This window comes from Rhodanobacter sp. OK091 (genome assembly GCF_900142825.1).
In the GTDB taxonomy this organism is placed as follows: Bacteria; Pseudomonadota; Gammaproteobacteria; order Xanthomonadales; family Rhodanobacteraceae; genus Rhodanobacter.
Window position 1 is genome coordinate 237776 of sequence record NZ_FRCH01000001.1, and the last position, 19156, is coordinate 256931.

Here is a 19156-nt window from a genome sequence, read left to right on the forward strand (position 1 = left end):
GCCGGACCATGGCTGCCACACCCATCGAAGCCACGTCCGGCGCCGCACCACTGAAGCCGCTGCACGGCGGCCCGCTGGCGCTGCTCACCATCGCTGTCGCGTTCAGCACCTTCATGGAGGTGCTGGACATGACGATCGTCAACGTCGCGGTGCCGCACATCGCCGGCAGCCTCGGCGTGAGTCCCAGCGAAGGCACCTGGACGATCAGTTCGTACGCGCTGGCCAGCGCGATCATGCAGCCGCTGACCGGCTGGCTGGCGCGCCGCTTCGGCGAGGTGAAGACCTTCGTCGGTTCGGTGCTGTTGTTCGTGATCTTCTCGATGCTGTGCGGCCTCGCTACCAGCATGCCGATGCTGGTGATCGGTCGCCTGTTGCAGGGCGCCGGCTCCGGTCCGATGGTGGCGCTGTCGCTGACCTTGCTGCTGTCGAACTACCCGAAGGAAAAACAGGGCATCGCGCTGGCGCTGTGGGCGATGACCGTGGTGGTGGCACCGATCTTCGGCCCGATCCTCGGCGGCTGGCTGACCGACAATTTCTCCTGGCCGTGGATTTTCTACATCAACCTGCCGGTAGGCATCATGGCGGCGGTGGTCACCTGGGGCTTGTTGCGTAAACGCGAGACCAAGACCTACAAGGCACCGATCGACGCGATCGGCCTGCTGCTGCTGGTAGTGGGCGTGGGCTGCCTGCAGTTCATGCTGGACAACGGCAACGACCATGACTGGTTCTCCTCGCCGATGATCCTGACCCTGGGCCTCATCGCGCTGGTCTGCCTCACCTTCCTGATCGTATGGGAGCTGCACGCGAAGCACCCGGTGGTGGATTTGTCGCTGTTCAAGCAGCGCAATTTCACCGTCGGCGTGATCAGTCTCTCGTTGGGCATGTTCGCGTTCTTCGGCATCAACGTGGTGTTCCCGCTGTGGCTGCAGATCACCTTGGGCTACACCGCGACCTGGGCCGGCCTGGCCACCGCACCGGTCGGCATACTGGCATTCCTGATCGCGCCGATCCTGGGCAAGAACATGCACAGGCTGGATCTGCGTGCGGTGGTGACCTTCGCGTTCCTGGTGTTCGCCAGTACTGCGTATTGGTTCTCCACCTTCGACAGCTCCGCCTCGTTTTCCACCCTGGTCGTGCCGCGCTTCGTGATGGGCCTGGCGATTCCGTGCTTCTTCATTCCGTTGAACCAGATCTACCTGTCCGGCCTGCCGGTGGACCAGATCGCCAGCGCCTCGGGGCTGTCCAATTTCTGCCGCACCATGGGTTCGAGCGTGTCCACCGCGATCATGGTGACCCTGTGGCAGCACCGCGGCGAAACCCATCACGCCACCCTGACCGAGTACGTGAGCCCGGGCCATCCGGCCGCCACCCGGTTCGTCGGGCAGCTCTCGCACACTGGGCTGTCCCATACGCAAAGCCTGGGGCTGATCGATCAGCTGCTTACACGCGAGGCCCTGACTCTGGCGGTGAACGACGTGTTCTGGGGCTGCGCCATCCTGTTCGTGGCGCTGATCCCGGTGCTGTGGTTTGCCAGGCCGCCGTTCGGCAGCGCGGGCGGCGCGGCCGGGCACTAGAAGCCTGCCGGACTTCGGTTGGCCGGGCTCTTAGAAAAAATGCTGCAGCAGACAGCTGCAGCATTTTTCCAGACCCCCGGCTGGTGCGGCGCAATATCTTCTGCTAGCGTTCGCCGCATGGCACAAACCAAACGCATCATCAAGAAGTACCCGAACCGGCGTCTCTACGACACGGAAATCTCCAGTTACATCACGCTGGAGGAGGTCCGCCAGCTGGTCCTGGACAACGAGGATTTCGAAGTCCGCGACGCGAAGAGCGGTGAGGAACTGACCCGCTCGGTGCTGCTGCAGATCATCTCCGAGCACGAGGACAAGGGACAGCCGATGCTGTCGCCGCAGTTGCTCAGTCAGATCATCCGCTTCTACGGCGATTCGCTGCAGGGGTTCATGGGGCCCTATCTGGAGCGCAGCCTGCAGGTGTTCCTCGATCAGCAGACCCAGTTCCGTAGCCAGCTCAACAGCTTGATGGGGCAGACCCCATGGAACACGCTGAATGACCTGACCGAACGCAACATGGCGGCATTCCAGGCGATACAGCGGGGGCTGATCGACACCGCCGCCAAGGTGATCCCGACGCCGGCCGCCAGCAGCCGCAGCGGCAAGAAACCCGGCTGATACCGGCCCGGCTGACGGCGCGTATCGACGCGCCGTCCGTTCGTCTCCCCTGACCCGATCGCCGCAGCACAGCATGTGCTGCCCTGCCGCATGATCAAGCCCATCGTCCCGAAATCCATGAACCAGACTGCCGCGTCGAAACCTGCCGTCGAGAAGCCTGCGCTTGATAGGCGTGCTCTTGATAGACGTGTAGCGCTGGTCACCGGCGGCATCGGTGGTCTCGGCTCGGAAATCTGCCGCCAGTTGGCCCTGGCCGGACGCGAGGTGGTCGCCGTGGATCTGGCCGCACGCAGCGAGCGCGCCGCCGCGTTCCACGAAGAAGTCGCCAGCTTCGGCAGCAGCATCAGGTTCGAACCGGCCGACGTCAGCGATTTCGACAGCTGCCAGAAGCTGATTGCCCGCGTCGAGCAGCAGCATGGCGGCGTCGATATCCTGGTCAATGCCGCCGGCATCACCCGGGACGCCAGCCTGCGCAAGATGTCGCCGCAGCAGTGGCATGAGTTGATGCGGGTGAATCTCGATGGCGTGTTCAACATGTGCCGCAACGTGGTCGATGGCATGACCGAGCGCGGCTTCGGCCGCATCGTCAACATCAGCTCGGTGAACGGCCAGACCGGCCAGTTCGGCCAGACCAACTACTCCGCTGCCAAGGCCGGCGTGCACGGCTTCAGCATGGCGCTTGCGCGCGAGACCGCGCGCAAGGGCGTCACCGTCAATACCGTGTCGCCGGGTTACTGCGACACGCCGATGGTTGCCGCCGTGTCGGCCGAGATCCGCGCTCAGATCATTGCCGACATTCCGGTCGGACGGCTCGGTGCTCCCGCCGACATCGCGCGCGCCGTGAAATTTCTAGCGGCGGATGACGCCGGCTACATCACCGGCGCCAACTTGCCGGTCAATGGCGGCTATTTCATGAGCTTCTGAGCCAGTCTCGCCGAAAGTTGTGCGGCGCCAGGCGGTCCTGCACAGCGCCGTGAACGAGCCGAAGTCATTGACCTCGGCTGGCGAGAGTCGTAATTTCTTGCGATCCGGTCGCAAATTCATCCTGGGGAGGATTTTTTGCGCACCGGACCGCAGACGCTCCCGGCCGGGAGAACCGGCTGGGAGCGTCTTTCCAACCATAGGGAGGGAATACTGATGACGCACAAACCGCTTATTGCTGCGCTGTTGGGTGCTATCGGCCTGGCTGCCATGTCCGACGCCGGCGCTGCCACACAAACGCGTGTCCAAGCCCAATCCATGGGCAAAGTCACGCCCGCCGCTCTCGCCAGCCGCATCGGCCTGGACGCCGACGCCTCGTTGTCGCCACGCCTGCAGACACGTACCGCCCACGGTACCCTGAAGACCCGCCAGCAACAGACCTTCCGCGGCGTACCCGTCTACGGCCGCCATGTCGTGGTGGAACACGACGGCAGCGGCAACGTACTCAGCGTCAGCGGCGAGATCTCCCGCGGTATCGGTCTCGACATGTCATCGGTCGCACCCACCATCAGCGGCGCCCGTGCGCTCGCCCTTCTGCGCGAACACGCCGGTCTGGTGCCGCTTGGCATCGGCGCCAACGGTATCCAGGACAGCGACATCCAGAACGCAAAGAGCGATCTGTACGTCTACGCCGAGGGCAACCGGGCACGTCTTGCCTACGTCACGTCGCTCTTCGTCGAGCGCCATGGCGCTCCGACCCGCCCGACCGCGATCATCGACGCCAACACCGGCGAAGTGATCCAGTTCTGGGAAGGTCTCACCACGGGCAAACCGGGCGGCGGCACCATCACCGGCACTCCCGCCCTCGCCACGGGTGCCGGCGGCAACCTGAAGACCGGCCAATACCTCTACGGTACCGACTACGCGTCGCTCGCCGTCACCCAGTCCGGCTCCACCTGTTATATGCAGAATCCCGACGTGACGACCAACAACATGGCCGGCAGCACGCGCCGTGGCACGCTGTGGAGCTTCATCTGCCCGACCAGCACCGGCGATGCCGCGAATGGCGCTTATTCGCCGATCAATGACGCGCACCATTTCGGCAACGTCGTGCACGATATGTACAACAGCTGGCTTGGCGCGCCGCCGCTGAGCTTCTCGCTGGTGATGAACGTGCACTATGGCCGCAACTACGAGAACGCGTTCTGGAACGGCTCGTCGATGAACTTCGGCGACGGCGCCACTACCTTCTACCCGCTGACCTCGCTGGATGTCACCAGCCACGAGGTCAGCCATGGCTTCACCGAACAGAACTCCGCTCTGCAGTACTCCGGCCAGGCCGGCGGCATCAATGAAGCCTTCTCGGACATGGCTGGCGAAGCGGCCGAGTACTTCGACCGCGGCGATAACGACTGGCTGGTGGGCGCCGACATCATCAAGAACGGCACGGCGTTGCGCTGGATGTGCACACCCACGCTGGACGGTCGCTCGATCGACAACGCGGCGAACTTTACCAGTTCAATGAATGTGCATTTTTCCAGCGGCGTCTATAACAAAGCCTTCTGCACGCTCGCGAAGACATCGAACTGGAACACGAAAAAGGCCTTCGAAGTATTCGCGCACGCCAACGCGATGTACTGGACAGCTACCTCCACGTTCAACTCCGGCGCCTGCGGCGCGGAAACCGCTGCCGACGACTACGGCTACCCGCGCAGTGACGTAGTGGCTGCGTTCAACGCTGTCGGGGTGACCTGCCAGTAAGACACGAGGAAATAGGTGGTAAAGAAGGGCAGGGCCGTCAGGGTCGGCCCTTTTCGTTGCCCTCGAGAAACCGCGGCACGCATGCCGAATTCATCGGCGCCGCACGCGAACGCCCGGCTGGCAACACCCCCGCAACACGAAATGGGCCATCCGGGATTGCAGTCCCGCTTCGCTTGCGGAACAGTGAGCGGATTCCCCTCTCGGATCGCAGCATGGCGCAGCAAACCATCACTATCATCGGCGGCGGCCTGGTCGGCGCACTGCTGGCGCAGCAGCTGGCGCAGCGCGGTTTTGCCGTCGAGGTCTACGAGAAGCGGCCCGATCCGCGGCTGAGCGGTTTCCTGGGTGGCCGCTCGATCAATCTGGCGCTGGCCGAGCGCGGCCTGCAGGCGCTGCGCACGGCCGGATTGGCCGACGACGTGTTGCAGCGCGCGGTGATGATGCGCGGGCGTATGGTGCACGGCCGCGATGGCAACAGCGGTCTGCAGCGTTACGGCGTCGACGACAGCGAAGTGATCTGGTCGGTCTCGCGCGGCGCATTGAACATGCTGCTGCTGGATGCCGCCGAAGCGGCCGGCGTGCAGTTCCATTTCGAGCAGTCACTGGTGAGCGCCGACTTCGACGCGCAGCGCATCCGGCTGGCCGATGCCGCCGGCGTGGAACGCGAATTGCCGGTAGGCATGCTGATCGGAGCCGATGGCGCGGGCTCCGCGGTACGCGCGACGATGAATGCGCACAGTCCGCTGGGTGAGCGCATCGAGTCGCTCGGCCATGCCTACAAGGAGCTGGAGATTCCGCCAGCCGGCGAACTGCCGGTCGGCGTGCTGCAGCTCAGCGGCGGTCACGACCAGTACGCGCTGGAACCGCACGCCCTGCACATCTGGCCACGCGGCGGCTACATGTGCATCGCGCTGCCGAATACCGAAGGCAGCTTCACGGTCACGCTGTTTTTGCCGGCCCAAGGTGCGGCGCCGAGTTTCGCCACCTTGCCCGATGCGATGGCGGCGGCCGCCTTCTTCAGCGAACAGTTTCCGGACCTGCTGCCGCTGATCCCGCGCTTCAGCGAAGACTTCGACAGTCACCCGGTCGGCACTCTGTCCACCTTGTATCTGCAACGCTGGCATCTGGACGGTCGCGCGCTGCTGATCGGCGATGCCGCCCACGCGATCGTGCCGTTCCACGGCCAGGGCATGAACTGTGGCTTCGAGGACACCGTGGTGCTGGCGAACCTGCTGGCCGCCGCACCGAACGACAGCGCCGAGGTGTTCGCCGAATTCCAGCGCGTGCGCCAGCCCAATGCCGACGCGATCGCCACGATGGCGCTGGAAAACTACGTCGAGATGCGCGACTCGGTCGCCGACCCGCACTATCTGGCCAAGCGCGAACTGGGTGCGCTGCTGGCCGAGCGCGCACCGCAGCATTACATGGCGCGCTATCGGCTGGTCACGTTCTCGCACGTGCCCTATGCCTACGCCCTCGAACGCGGTCGCGCACAGGACCGCTTGCTCGAACAGCTGTTGCGTGACACGCCGAACGTAGCGGATATTGACATTGAAGCCGCCGCGCGGCTGTTCCGATCGAACCTGGAGCCACTGCCGAGATTGCGCCATGGATGAAGCCCTGCTCGAGGCGTTTCACGCCACCGCCTACCATGTCTGCCTGGACACCTTGACCTGGGCCACCATACGCGTGGATTTGCCCTTGCCGGCCCAACTCGCCGAAGTGGTCGGCTCGCAGCCGTGGGCTTTCGTCACGGCATGGAATCCGCAGGCGCGCCGACGCCCGCCGGCAGAAAACCTGGCCGCGCAGCGCGAACTGCTGGCCGCACTGCTGAACCAGCCCGGTGCCACTGTCCATCCGGCCATCGGAGTGGGCAGTTCCGGCTGGAGCGAGCCCAGCCTGTTCGTCGTCGGGGTCGGCGTCCCTTCGCTGGACAAGCTGACCAAGGCCCATGGGCAGTTGGCCTACGTACACGGTGAAGCAGACGGCGCTGCCCTTCTGCGCGTGCTGGACTGATCCGGTCAGCGGCAGCACGCCGCATGGACAAGCGCCATCGGCATTGCGGACAATCGTGACAATGACCGCCGCAAATCCCGCTGTGCCCCTGCTTGAAGCGAGGGCCCTGAGTTTCCTTCGCCAGGACGAACCGGTGTTCGCACCGCTGGATTTTCAGCTGCATGCGGGCGAGCTGGCGCTGGTCGAGGGCGATAACGGCAGCGGCAAGACCACCTTGCTGCGCATGCTCGCCGGCCTGCTGCACGTCGGCGAAGGCGAACTGCGCTGGCGCGGCGAACCACTACAACACGATCGCTGCGCGGGCGAGATCCTGTTTCTCGGCCACCAGCTCGGCCTCAAGGCCGACCTCAGCCCGCGCGAAAACCTGCAGATCGCCGCGGGCCTGCATGGCTGCCGCGACGGTGCCAGTGTGGCGGCGATACTGGCTGACATCGGCTTGCGCGGCTACGAGGACGAGCCGGTGCGCCGATTGTCCGCCGGCCAGAAGAAGCGCGCCGCACTGGCCCGTTTGCTGTTGCTGCCGGCCGCGCTGTGGCTGCTCGACGAACCGTACGCGAACCTCGACCGCACCGGCATTACGCTGGTCAACCACATATTGGAGGCGCACACCGCAGTCGGCGGTGCCGCCCTGGTCACCAGCCACGGTGCCGTGAGTTTCCATGGCGGCGAACCGCGGCATATCCGGATGCATGCATGAACCGTCCGGGTCTCCTCACCGCTTGCGCCGCGATGCTGCGGCGCGATCTGACGCTGGCCTGGCGCCGGCGCGGCGACATCGCGATGCCGGTGCTGTATGCGCTGATCGTGACGATGCTGTTCCCGTTCGCACTGGGGCCGGAAGACACGTTGCTGCAGCGGATCGCCGGTGGCGTGGTGCTGGTCACCGTGCTGCTGGCGATGCTGCTGGCCCTGGACGCGATGTTCTCCAGCGATATCGAGGACGGTTCGCTGGAACAGCTGGTCGTGGCACCGCAACCGCTGGCGCTGATGCTGGGGATGAAGATCCTCGCCCACTGGCTGACTACCGCGCTGCCGCTGATCGTGATCGCGCCGCTGATGGCCGCGATGCTGCACCTGCCTGGCGCGGTGATTCCGGTGCTGCTGCTGGCCCTGCTGCTGGCCACGCCGCTGCTCAGCCTGCTTGGCGCAGTGCTGGTGGCGCTCACGGCCGGCACCCGGCGCTCTGGTATGCTGCTCGCATTGATGTTGCTGCCTTTGTGCGTGCCTGCGGTGATCTTTGCCGCGGGGGCCGTGGCAGCTGCCCAACAGGGGTTGCCGTGGCTCGCGCCGATCACCTGGCTCGCCGCCGCACTGGTGCTCGCTGCGGTGCTGGCGCCATTGGCCTGCGCCGCTGCCCTTCGTATTGCCCTGGACGCATGAGAGCCTCTTTTAATGGCTAACTGGATTCCGCTCTGGTTGCACAAGCTCGGCTCGCCGCCGACGTTCTACCGCTTCGCCGGCACGCTGCAGCCATGGGCGACGGCGCTGGCGCTGGTACTGGGCGCGATCGCCTTGTATGGCGGCCTGGTGCTGGCGCCGGCCGACTACCAGCAGGGCGACGCCTACCGAATCATCTTCATCCATGTACCCAGCGCCGAGATGAGCATGTTCATCTATGCGGTGATGGGCGTGGCCGCATTCATCGCGCTGGTATGGCGGATCAAGCTGGCCGAAGTCGTGGCGATGGAATCGGCGCCGATCGGCGCGGCATTCACCTTCATCACCCTGGTCACCGGCTCGCTGTGGGGCAAGCCGATGTGGGGCACCTGGTGGACGTGGGATGCCCGGCTCACCTCCGAGCTGGTGCTGCTGTTCCTCTATCTCGGCGTGATCGGTCTGTATCACGCGTTCGAGGATCGCCGCCAGGGCGCGCGCGCCGCGGCTTTCCTGGCGATCATCGGCATCATCAACGTGCCCATCGTGCATTTCTCGGTGAACTGGTGGAACACCTTGCATCAGGGCAGCACGATCAACGTGTTCGGCCAGTCCAAGATGTCCTCGGACATGCTGTGGCCGCTGCTGACGATGATGCTGGCGACCAAGTTCTATTACGCCGCCAGCCTGTTCCGCCGCGTGCGTACCGATCTGCTGGCGCTGGAAGGCGGCAAGGACTGGGTGCGCCGGATCGCCGAAGACGAGGCCGGCCGATGAGCATGCTGCAGAGCGCTCTTGCCGCAAGCGGCGACATCGCAGGTTTCTTCAGGATGGGTGGTTACGCCGCCTATGTGTGGCCGGCCTATACAGTGTTCTTCGTCGCGTTGATCGTCGATACCGTCGCGCCCCGCGTGCGCCGTCGCCGTGTGCTGCGGGAACTCCGCGCCAGGCTGGCGCGTCAACAGGCACGACAGGATCGTACTGGCAGCAACACCATACCCTCTTCTCCACCTTCCCCTTGACGGGGGCGGCTTCCGATCATGCCCATGAATCCCACCCGCAAGCGCAGGCTCATCATCGTCCTGCTGATCCTCGCCGCCGCGGCGATCGCCGCCGTGCTGGCGGTGGTCGCCCTGCAGAACAACATGAACTACCTGCTCACGCCAAGCCAGGTGCAGTCCGGCGAGGCTGGCGGCTACAAGACGTTCCGCCTTGGCGGCATGGTCAAGGCAGGCTCGATCCAGCGCAGCAACGACTCGCTCAAAGTCACCTTCACCGTGGTCGACGCCGGCGGTGCGATGCCGGTCGAGTACACCGGCATCCTGCCCGACCTGTTCCGCGACAACCAGTCGGTGATCGCCACCGGACACATGGACAACGCGCATTTCATCGCCACCGAAGTGCTGGCCAAGCATGACGAAACTTACATGCCGAAAGAGCTGAAGGATGCGATGGCCAAGGCGCACGCGAACAAGAAGATCGGACAGGAACCGGCCATGCAGGACGGCATGCCAGGAACCCCACGGCCATGACCCCAGAACTCGGCCAGCTCGCGCTGATCCTCGCCCTGCTGCTGGCGCTGGCGCAGAGTATCCTGCCGCTGCTCGGCGCCTGGCGCGGCAACCGTGCGCTGATGGCGGTGGCGCGTCCGGCCGCGGCGGGTCAGGCAGTGTTCGTGGCGTTCGCGTTCGGCATCCTGGTCTGGGCGTTCGTGCGCTTCGACTTTTCGGTGCAATACGTGGCCGACAACTCGAACCTGGCGCTGCCGTGGTATTACCGCATCGCCGCGGTGTGGGGCGCGCACGAAGGTTCGCTGCTGCTGTGGATCCTGATCCTCAATGTCTGGACGGTGGCGCTGGCTGCGTTCAGTCAGAAACTGCCGGAGGTGTTCGCCTCGCGCGTGATCGCCGTCATGGGACTGATCGCGGTGGGTTTCCTGGCCTTCATCATTTTCACCTCCGATCCGTTCGGGCGGCTGCTGCCGATGCCCGGCGATGGCGCCGACCTGAATCCCGTGCTGCAGGATCCAGGCATGACGTTCCACCCGCCGATGCTGTACATGGGCTACGTGGGCTTTTCGGTGGCGTTCGCGTTCTCGATCGCCGCCTTGCTCGGCGGCGAGCTGGAGCAGGCCTGGGTGCGCTGGGCGCGGCCGTGGACGAATATCGCCTGGGGCTTCCTCACCTGCGGCATCGTCGCCGGCAGTTGGTGGGCGTACGCGGAGCTGGGATGGGGCGGCTGGTGGTTCTGGGATCCGGTGGAAAACGCCAGCTTCATGCCGTGGCTGGTCGGGCTGGCGCTGATCCATGCGCAGGCGGTGACCGAGAAGCGCGGCTCGCTGCGCGCCTGGACGATACTGCTGTCGATTTTCGCGTTCTCGCTGAGCCTGCTCGGCACCTTCCTGGTGCGCTCGGGCGTGCTCACCTCGGTGCATGCATTCGCCTCCGATCCGCGCCGCGGCATCTTCATCCTGGCGTTCCTCACCATCGTGGTCGGCGGCTCGCTGCTGCTGTACGCGCTGCGCGCGCCGAAGGTGGTCGGCGGCAAATCGTTCAAGGTGGTGTCGCGCGAAACCGTGTTGCTGATCGGCAACCTGATGTTCGCGGTGGCTGCGGCGATGGTACTGCTGGGTACGCTGTTTCCGCTGATCGGCGACGCGCTGAATCTGGGCCGTGTCTCGGTCGGACCACCGTATTTCGGTTTCCTGTTTCCGCTCCTGATGCTGCCTGTGGTGCTGTTGCTGCCGTTCGGACCGTTCCTGCGCTGGGGCAAGGGCGACTGGCCGGCGCTGAAGCAGGTGCTGCTGCGCGCCGGCATCGCCGCGGCGGCGTGCGCGATCGCGGCAGCGTTCTTCGTGAATGGCCAGCTCAAGGCGATCGCGGGCGTGGCGTCGCTGGTCTGGCTCGGCATCGGCGTACTGCTGTACGTGATCAAGCGCTGGCGTGAGATGCCGCGCGGCCGGCGTTACCCGGCCGAGATGGCCGGCATGTTGCTGGCGCATCTGGGCGTGGGCGTGTTCGTGGCCGGCGTGCTGCTGTCCGAATCGCTCAGCGTGACCAGCGACGTGCGGATGGCGCCGGGCCAGACCCAGCACATCGGCGGCTACGACTTCCGCTTCGACGGTGCACATCGCGCGACCGGACCCAACTGGCGCGCCGACCAGGGCGTGGTCACGGTGACCCGCGACAGCAAGGCCGTCGCCGTGATGCATCCGCAGAAACGCACTTATCTGCGTGGCCAGGTGCAGACCGAGTCGGCGGTGAACGCCGGCATCTTCCGCGATCTCTACGTGGCGCTGGGCGAGCCGATGGATGCGAACGACATCGAAGGCGCCTGGTCGCTGCGGCTCTACTACAAGCCGTTCATCCGCTGGATCTGGGGCGGCGGCCTGTTGATGATGCTGGGCGGATTCGTCTGTGCCGGCGACAAACGCTTCCGCATCAAGCGCGGCGCGAAAATCGAAGAAGCCACTGCCAGTTTGCAGGTACAGGAAACGCACGCATGAACCGGTTGTTGCCGTTCTTCGGGTTCATGCTGCTGGTGGTGCTGTTCGGCTTCGGCATCTGGTGGAACACCCAGCACGACCAGAATGCTATTCCGTCGCCGCTGCTGAACAAGCCGGCGCCGGCGTTCAATCTGCCCAAGCTGTATGAACCCGCGCAGACAGTGAGCAAAGCGGACCTGCTGGGCCAGCCCTATCTGCTCAACGTGTTCGCCAGCTGGTGCATCGAGTGCGGCGCGGAGCATCCGGTGCTGGAAGCCGAAGGCCCAGGCCTGGGCGTGCAGCTGGTCGGCTACAACTACAAGGACGCGCCGGCCGACGCCAAACGCTGGCTGGCCGAACACGGCAATCCGTACAACTTGCTGATCGCCGACGAGCCAGGCAACACCGCGATCGACTTCGGCGTGTATGGGGCGCCGGAAAGCTTCCTGATCGATGCGAAAGGCGTGATCCGCTACAAGCATATCGGTCCGCTCACGCCCGACGTGGTGGCGAAGGAATTGAAGCCGGCGATTGCGGCAATGCAGAAGGAGGTGCCGTGATGCGGCCTGGGCTCCTACGGGTGATTTTCATGGCGCTGCTGTGGTTCGGCGGCGTCGTGCATGCCCAGGCGATCGAACCGATGCCGTTCGCCAACCACGCGCAGGAACTGCGCTTCCAGCACCTCACTCAGCAACTGCGCTGCCCGATGTGCCAGAACGAGACGCTGGCCGACTCCAACGCGCCGATCGCGCGCGACCTGCGCAACCAGATCTTCCAGATGATGCAGCAAGGCAGAAGCGACGACGAGATCAAGCAATACCTGGTCGCCCGCTACTCCAATTTCGTGCTGTACGACCCGCCGCTGACGAGCGGCACCTGGCTGCTGTGGTTCGGCCCGCTGCTGATCCTGCTTGGCGGCGCCGGTGCGGTGCTGGTGGTGATCCGCAAACGCAACCGCGGCGCCGCCGTCGCCCCGGAAGCATCGACCGACCACGCGCCGACCGACCACGGGGACGACTGGTGAAAACCGTTTTTTTCATAGCCGCTGCAGTGATGATCGCTGTGGCGCTGGCCGCCTTGCTGCTGCCGCTGGTGCGCCAGGGCCGCCGCTCCGGCCGCAGCCGCGGCGTGTTTGCACTGACCCTGGCGATCGCCTTCGTCGTACCGCTGGCGGCCAGCGGCCTGTATCTGCTGGTAGGCACACCCGCCGCGCTCAACGGTGTTTCCGCCGAGGCTACACAGCCTCTGACCATGCAGCAGGCACTCGACGAACTGCACGCCCACCTGGCCCAACAGCCGGATGACGTGCAGGGTTGGATGCTGCTGGCGCAAACCCTGTCCGTGCAGCACGATCCGGCCGCGGCCCGCGATGCCTACGACCGTGTACTGAAGCTCGACGCCAACAACGCCGAAGCGATGGTGGGCTGGGCCGAAAACGACTCGATGACGCGCAGCGACCACATGATCGAAGGCCGCGCGCTGGACCTGCTCAAACGCGCGGTACTGCTGCATCCGGACAGCCAGCGCGGCCTGTGGCTGCTCGGCATCAGCGACTTCCAGCACGGCGAATACCGCGATGCCGCAGCCACCTGGCGCCTGCTGCAACCGCAACTGGAGCCCGGCTCGGACGTGGCCAGGGCGGTCGCCGAACAGATCGCTGTTGCCGACGCCCGCGGCGGCGGCGCACCGGCCGGCGCTGCGAGCACCACCACGGTGGCCGCGCCGCAAGGCGCCGCACTGCAGGTGCAAGTCGCGCTCGCGCCGGCGTTGAAGGACAAGCTGGCTGCGGGCGATGTTCTATTCGTCTACGCCCGTGCCGACAAAGGCCCGCCGATGCCGCTGGCCGTCGCCAGACTCGACGCCGGCCAGTTGCCGGCCAACGTCACCCTGACCGATGCCATGGCGATGACACCAGCGATGAAGCTGTCCTCGGTCACGCATGTGTTCGTCGGCGCGCGAATCAGCCACAGCGGCCAGCCGATCGCGCAATCCGGCGACCTGGAAGGCGATGCCGGCATCGTAGCGGTGGACAGCAGAACACCCGTCAAGATCAGCATCGACAAGGTGCATTGACGATGGGCGACGCACGCCGCTACTTCGATCTGCCCTCCCCGTTCGCCATGAAACGCGGCGGCGTGCTGCATGGTGCCCACGTCGCCTACGAAACCTGGGGCGAGTTGAACGCCGCGCGCGACAACGCGGTGCTGGTGCTCACCGGCCTGTCGCCCAGCGCGCACATGGCCTCCTGCAAAGACGACCCCGCTCCCGGCTGGTGGGAAGACATGGCCGGCCCGGGCAAGGCGATCGACACTACGCGCTGGTTCGTGATCTGCGTGAACTCGCTGGGCAGCGACAAGGGCTCGACCTGCCCTGCTTCGACCGATCCCGCCACCGGCGAGCCGTACCGGCTGACGTTCCCCGAGCTGGCGCTGGAAGACGTCGCCAACGCCGCGCATGCCGTCGTCAGCAGCCTCGGCATCACCCAACTGGCCTGCCTGATCGGCTGCTCGATGGGCGGCATGAGCGCACTGGCCTACATGCTGCTGCACCCCGGCAGCGTGCGTGCGCACATCAGCGTGGACACCGCACCGCAGGCGCAGCCGTTCGCCATCGCGATCCGCTCGCTGCAGCGCGAGGCGATCCGGCTCGACCCGCAGTTCAAAGAAGGCCGCTACGACATCCACGCCACCGAAGGCGGCAGCTACCCCGACCTGGGCATGAGCATCGCGCGCAAGCTCGGGGTGATCACCTACCGCTCGGCGATGGAGTGGAACGGCCGCTTCGCGCGCATCCGGCTCGACCCGGAACAGCGCGAGGACGAGCCGTTCGGCCGCGAGTTCCAGGTCGAGTCCTATCTCCAAGGCCACGCCCAGCGCTTCGTGCGCAACTTCGATCCGAACAGTTATCTGTATCTGTCGCGCGCCAGCGACTGGTTCGACATCGCCGAATACGGCCACGGCAGCGTGCTGGAAGGGCTCAGGCGCATCCATATCGAGCAGGCGATGGTGATCGGCGTCAGCACCGACATCTTGTTCCCGCTGCAGCAGCAGGAGCAGATCGCCGAAGGCCTGCAGGCGGCCGGCGCCGAAGTGGAATTCGTGGCGCTGGATTCGCCGCAAGGCCACGATGCATTCCTGGTCGACATCGACAACTACAGTCGCGCGATCGGCGGCTTCCTGAACCGGCTTCCCGCCGCCTGACCGCCCCGCTGCTAAGATAAGCAACACCACGCACCATCCGAGACCATCATGCTCACCCTGGATTTCCCCGGCAGCCGCACCCTGATCGACGCGATCGACGCCGCCGTGGCCAAGCCGACCACCCACGAACTCACCGACAGCCTGCGCAACAGCCTGTGCAAGCTGATCCGCGACAAGGCGGTCACCCTGCCCGACTGCGTGTTCGAGGCGAATGCCGAGCACTACGCCCGCCGCGAGCTGTACCGCAGCGACGAGCACGGCTACTGCGTAGTGGCGATGACGTGGGGCCCGGGCCAGGGCACGCCGATCCACGATCACGACGGCATGTGGTGCGTCGAGGGCGTGTGGAACGGCGCGCTGGAGATCGTGCAGTACGAATTGCTGGAGCACGACGCACAGCGCTACTGCTTCCAGCCGGTCGGCTCGATCCAGGCCGGCGCCGGCTCGGCCGGCAGCCTGATCCCGCCGCACGAGTACCACAGCATCCGCAACCCCAGCGACAACAGCGTCACTGTCAGTCTGCACATCTATTCCGGCCCGATGACGCGCTGCTCGGTGTTCCAGCCGCTGCCCGAAGACCGCTGGTACGGACGCGACGTGCGCCAGTTGGGGCTCGACCGCGTCCACTGAACCCGGCATAATGCGCCGCTCACATGCCGGTGTGGCGGAATGGTAGACGCGGCGGACTCAAAATCCGCTGGCAGCGATGTCGTGTAGGTTCGAGTCCTATCACCGGTACCAATCAGTGAAAAACCCCGCCTCGCGCGGGGTTTTTCATGTCCGCCTACAACTCGCGCACTACGCGGAAGCCCACTCTGCCGCTGCGCGTATCGCCATTGGCACCCAGCCGATAGGCTGAGCTCACCTGCTCCGGCGAGCTGCCCCAGGAGCCGCCGCGCACCACGCGAGCGCGGCAGCCTGGGTTGAGCCATGCGCTGCCGTCGACCGGCGCACGCAGATAGCTGTCGTGCCAGCAATCCTGCGCCCACTCGGACACGTTGCCGTTGATGTCGTACAACCCGAACGGATTGGCGGCGAAGCTCATCACCGGCGCCGGTCCCCAGTAACCATCGCGATAGCCGCGGAAGGCGTGGCTCCAGCGCCGGCCGCTGCGCGAGCGGTCGCCGGAGCCGGTCAGGTTTTCTACCGGGTGGGAGGGCGTGCCGTTGCCCCACCAATAGCGGGTGGTAGTGCCGCCGCGCAGTGCGTACTCGAATTCGGCTTCGCTGGGCAGCCGGTAGAGCTTGCCGGTACGCTGGCTGAGCCAATCGGCGTAAGCCTTCGCGTCGTTCCACGAGATATTCAACACCGGCAACCTGCCGTCGGCTTTGTGACCGGCGTAGTCGTCCTGCCAGGTCGCGTCGGAGTCGTCCCGCAACGCACCGCTACGCTCGTCGTACACGCTGGAGCCGCCCAGCTTGATCGAATCGGGCACATAGCCGCTGGCGCGCACGAACTCTCGGAACTCGTCCACCGTCACCGCGGTGCGTGCCATCGCGAAACCCTTGGCTATGGTGACCATATGCTGTGGCGTTTCGGCGTCGTTGTGGTCTTCCTCGTCGGCCGACACGCCCATCTGGAAGCTGCCGGTGGGAATCACCACCATTGCCGGTGTCTTGCCCGGCAGGTCGACATAGCGATCGGCGAAGACCTGGCCGGGCTTGTAGCTGGCGTAAAGACGCGCATTGGTCAGTTGCTCGTCGAAATCCGCCAGCGTCGGCAGAGCAGGATCGGTCGCCCGGGCCTGCGCCGCCAGTTTCCTCGCCAGCTCGATGTTGCCGGCATCCAGCGCCGAACGGGCCTGCGCCAGCACACCGCTGGCGCGCTGTTCGCGCATGTCGTCGACGCGCTTGTGCACATCGAGCATCTGCTGCGAACCGGGACGGATGGCCTGCGCTTCGGCCAGCTGCTTGTCCGCACCCGCGAAGTCGTTTTGCGCCACCGCGGCCAGGGCGCGGTCGAGCACCGCGCGCTGCACCTGGAAAATGCCTTGTTCGGCCACCGCGTTCTGCGGATCGAGCTGCTGCACCTCGCGGTAGATGTCCAGCGCACTTCCGCCGTGCGGTTGATCCACCTTGCCCTGCTGCAGCAAGGCTGCCGCCTTCGCCAGCATCGGCCGCACCTTGACCAGGGTTTTCAGATTGGCTTCCAGTTGCGTCACATCGCCGGCAGCATCCGGCAGCGGACGCAACGCACCGAGCAGATCCTCCGCGGCATCGGCGTCGCCCAGTGCGATGTCCTGGTCGATCTCCGCCACCAGCCGCGCACGCACGTCGAACAGGCCTTGCGCGGCGCGGCGGCTGTCCGGTTTGTCCTTCAATGCCTGCGCAAACAATGCGGCGGCGCTGTTTGCGTCGCCGGCCAGCTGACCGGCATGCAGCGCCTTGGTCGCTCGCGCCAGCAAGGCCTGCACCGCCGGCGGATCCGCGCTCATCTGTTCGGGCAGGTTCGCGTTCTTGCTGCTGTGGGCGGCGATCACCGCCGCCGGCGCCAACGTCAGCGGCGGCCCCGCGTTGACTTCGTTGATCGCCGATGCGCGTTCCGGCTGCAACCCGCTGGCCGGCATCTGCGCACCCATCGACATCGAGCGGCGCGGCGCCTGGGTCGGATCGACATGAAATATCCGGGGGAAAAAGTGGTACATCAGCGCGAACCCCAGCACGATCACCCCCAGCGCTCCACCGAGAGTGCGCTGACGGCGAAGGGTTGCATTGCTCGGCATAGATGGGCGTCCTCGGTGCGGCCTGTTATCGTGCTCTGCTCACCATAGGCACAAACCGCCGACAGGGCAATCCGCGCCTGGCAACCTTTCAAGGAATATCGATGTCATTGCCCGAAACCGCCGCCGCCGAGTGGATCGATCATCGCGATGCGCTGCAGGCGTGGCTGGCCACGGTACCCGCGGATGCCGCGGTAGGCCTGGACACCGAGTTCATGCGCCGCAATACCTTCTATCCGCAGCTGGCGCTGCTGCAGCTGGGCTGGAACGGCCGCCATGCGCTGATCGATCCGCTCGCGTTCGAGATCGGCGATGCCTTGCAGCCGCTGCTCGGCGCCGGCCCCGCCGTCACCGTGATGCACAGCGCCAGCGAGGATCTGGAGACCCTGGCGCCGCTGCTGCCCGATGGCCCCCGAATCCTGTTCGATACCCAGATCGCCGCGGCCTTCGTCGGCATGGGCCTGGGCATCAGCTACCGCGCGCTGGTCGCCGAGCTGGTCGGGGTGGAACTGGACAAGGGCGAGACCCGCTCGGACTGGCTGCAGCGCCCGCTCACCGCTTCGCAATGCAGCTATGCCGCGCTGGACGTGGTCTACCTGAAAACCATCCACGAACAGCTGGCTAAACGTCTGCAGCAACGCGACCGCAGCGCCTGGCATGCCGAGGATTGCGAGCGCCTGAAAAGCCGCGCCAGCCATCGCGACGGCGACCCGCAACCGCAACGCACGATGCGCGCCGCCGCCGAATGGCCGGCGGCACAGCAAGCCCTGCTGCGCCGCCTGCTGCAGTGGCGCGACCGCAGCGCACGCCGCCTCGACGTACCGCGCCCCTGGCTGCTCGACGACATCCTGGCGCTGAGCCTGGCGCAGCAACCGCCGGCCAGCCTCGCCGATCTCGAACAACGCAGCCGCGGCCAGCGTGCGCTGCGCTCGGCCCAGCGCGGCGAATTGCTCGAAGTGCTTATGCCTGCCGTCAGCGCCGAGGAGATCGCCGCCACCGTGCGCATCCCCGGCCATCCGCAAGGCGAAGCGAAGAAGTCGCTAGCGGCGATGAAGCAACTCGTCGACAGCCTCGCCGGCGAACTCGACCTGCCGCCCGGCCTGCTATGCCCGCGCAAGGCGCTGGAGGAATACGTGGTCACCGCCGAATGGCCCGAGTTCCTCGAAGGCTGGCGTCGCGACGTATTGCACGACCGTCTCGTCGCCCTGCTTCCCGACTGAGCCCACCGTGGCTCAGGTCTTGGCGAACCCCCACACACGCTGCTAACATTCGCGGCTCACGTGGGGCGGTAGCTCAGCTGGGAGAGCGTCGCGTTCGCAATGCGAAGGTCGTGGGTTCGATCCCCATCCGCTCCACCATCGAATAAAGAAAGCCTTCGGCTCTGCCGAGGGCTTTTTTTTGAGCTGCCACATTTCCGTCACGGGCAGCGCCTAGGGTTGCCGGATGAGACGCGCAGTTCGTTCCAGCTGGCGACATGCTGCCTGTTGCCGTA

Annotated in this window: 19 protein-coding genes and 2 tRNA genes; 20 read left to right on the forward strand and 1 reads right to left on the reverse strand. The window is 65.7% G+C overall.

The genetic code is table 11. From position 1 onward, the window contains the following. Nucleotides 1-8 precede the first annotated feature (8 nt). The 18 genes from BUA26_RS01210 to BUA26_RS01295 all read left to right on the forward strand — a co-directional run bounded on the left by BUA26_RS01210 (nt 9) and on the right by BUA26_RS01295 (nt 15686). Entirely contained in the window at nt 9-1574 is a 1566-nt protein-coding gene (locus tag BUA26_RS01210) for a DHA2 family efflux MFS transporter permease subunit (protein WP_072757166.1), read from the forward strand. Between the two features lie 117 nt (nt 1575-1691). Next, entirely contained in the window at nt 1692-2189 is a 498-nt protein-coding gene (gene phaR, locus BUA26_RS01215; RefSeq protein ID WP_072757168.1) for a polyhydroxyalkanoate synthesis repressor PhaR, read from the forward strand. Between the two features lie 117 nt (nt 2190-2306). Next, nucleotides 2307-3113, forward strand: coding sequence for an acetoacetyl-CoA reductase (phbB, locus tag BUA26_RS01220; protein ID WP_072759916.1), 807 nt, complete (start codon nt 2307-2309; stop codon nt 3111-3113). Between the two features lie 213 nt (nt 3114-3326). Next, complete coding sequence (locus tag BUA26_RS01225) at nt 3327-4871, forward strand: M4 family metallopeptidase (RefSeq protein WP_072757170.1); 1545 nt, start codon at nt 3327-3329, stop codon at nt 4869-4871. A 212-nt stretch (nt 4872-5083) separates the two neighbouring features. Continuing rightward, on the forward strand, nt 5084-6487 hold the full coding sequence (locus BUA26_RS01230) for an FAD-dependent oxidoreductase (protein WP_072757172.1): 1404 nt from the start codon (nt 5084-5086) through the stop codon (nt 6485-6487). Further along, complete coding sequence (locus tag BUA26_RS01235; RefSeq protein ID WP_072757174.1) at nt 6480-6887, forward strand: DUF3293 domain-containing protein; 408 nt, start codon at nt 6480-6482, stop codon at nt 6885-6887. Before BUA26_RS01230 ends, BUA26_RS01235 begins: the two co-directional genes overlap by 8 nt. 61 nt (nt 6888-6948) lie before the next feature. Next, nucleotides 6949-7584, forward strand: coding sequence for a cytochrome c biogenesis heme-transporting ATPase CcmA (ccmA, locus tag BUA26_RS01240; RefSeq protein ID WP_072757176.1), 636 nt, complete (start codon nt 6949-6951; stop codon nt 7582-7584). After that, on the forward strand, nt 7581-8267 hold the full coding sequence (gene ccmB / locus BUA26_RS01245) for a heme exporter protein CcmB (RefSeq protein ID WP_072757178.1): 687 nt from the start codon (nt 7581-7583) through the stop codon (nt 8265-8267). Before ccmA ends, ccmB begins: the two co-directional genes overlap by 4 nt. Before the next feature lie 12 nt (nt 8268-8279). After that, entirely contained in the window at nt 8280-9038 is a 759-nt protein-coding gene (locus BUA26_RS01250; protein WP_072757180.1) for a heme ABC transporter permease, read from the forward strand. After that, nucleotides 9035-9283, forward strand: coding sequence for a heme exporter protein CcmD (gene ccmD, locus BUA26_RS01255; RefSeq protein ID WP_072757182.1), 249 nt, complete (start codon nt 9035-9037; stop codon nt 9281-9283). Before BUA26_RS01250 ends, ccmD begins: the two co-directional genes overlap by 4 nt. Nucleotides 9284-9307: 24 nt before the next feature. Then, a complete protein-coding gene (gene ccmE / locus BUA26_RS01260) occupies nt 9308-9793 on the forward strand; it encodes a cytochrome c maturation protein CcmE (protein WP_178368513.1) in 486 nt (161 codons plus the stop codon). Then, nucleotides 9790-11766, forward strand: coding sequence for a heme lyase CcmF/NrfE family subunit (locus tag BUA26_RS01265; RefSeq protein WP_072757186.1), 1977 nt, complete (start codon nt 9790-9792; stop codon nt 11764-11766). Before ccmE ends, BUA26_RS01265 begins: the two co-directional genes overlap by 4 nt. Further along, nucleotides 11763-12305 carry a DsbE family thiol:disulfide interchange protein gene (locus BUA26_RS01270; protein WP_072757188.1) on the forward strand — a complete coding sequence of 181 codons (543 nt, stop codon included), beginning with the start codon at nt 11763-11765 and terminating at the stop codon, nt 12303-12305. The genes BUA26_RS01265 and BUA26_RS01270 overlap by 4 nt, the downstream gene beginning before the upstream one ends. A 29-nt stretch (nt 12306-12334) precedes the next feature. Further along, complete coding sequence (locus BUA26_RS01275; protein ID WP_255368114.1) at nt 12335-12769, forward strand: cytochrome c-type biogenesis protein; 435 nt, start codon at nt 12335-12337, stop codon at nt 12767-12769. Continuing rightward, nucleotides 12766-13818: a tetratricopeptide repeat protein gene (locus BUA26_RS01280; RefSeq protein ID WP_072757191.1), complete on the forward strand. Its 1053-nt coding sequence runs from the start codon at nt 12766-12768 to the stop codon at nt 13816-13818. Before BUA26_RS01275 ends, BUA26_RS01280 begins: the two co-directional genes overlap by 4 nt. A 2-nt stretch (nt 13819-13820) precedes the next feature. Further along, nucleotides 13821-14945, forward strand: a complete 1125-nt coding sequence (locus BUA26_RS01285; RefSeq protein WP_072757193.1) for a homoserine O-acetyltransferase MetX — start codon at nt 13821-13823, stop codon at nt 14943-14945. A gap of 48 nt (nt 14946-14993) precedes the next feature. Further along, nucleotides 14994-15575, forward strand: a complete 582-nt coding sequence (locus tag BUA26_RS01290; RefSeq protein ID WP_072757194.1) for a cysteine dioxygenase family protein — start codon at nt 14994-14996, stop codon at nt 15573-15575. Between the two features lie 25 nt (nt 15576-15600). Next, nucleotides 15601-15686, forward strand: a tRNA-Leu gene (locus tag BUA26_RS01295). A 43-nt stretch (nt 15687-15729) separates the two neighbouring features. Here BUA26_RS01295 and BUA26_RS01300 read toward each other — a convergent pair. Further along, nucleotides 15730-17667 carry a formylglycine-generating enzyme family protein gene (locus BUA26_RS01300; protein WP_072757196.1) on the reverse strand — a complete coding sequence of 646 codons (1938 nt, stop codon included), beginning with the start codon at nt 17665-17667 and terminating at the stop codon, nt 15730-15732. Nucleotides 17668-17768: 101 nt separating this feature from the next. On the opposite strand from BUA26_RS01300, the gene rnd reads away from it, so the two are divergent. Both rnd and BUA26_RS01310 read left to right on the forward strand, forming a co-directional pair. Next, entirely contained in the window at nt 17769-18884 is a 1116-nt protein-coding gene (gene rnd, locus BUA26_RS01305) for a ribonuclease D (protein WP_072759917.1), read from the forward strand. 62 nt (nt 18885-18946) lie between these two features. Next, nucleotides 18947-19022, forward strand: a tRNA-Ala gene (locus tag BUA26_RS01310). Nucleotides 19023-19156: the final 134 nt, after the last annotated feature.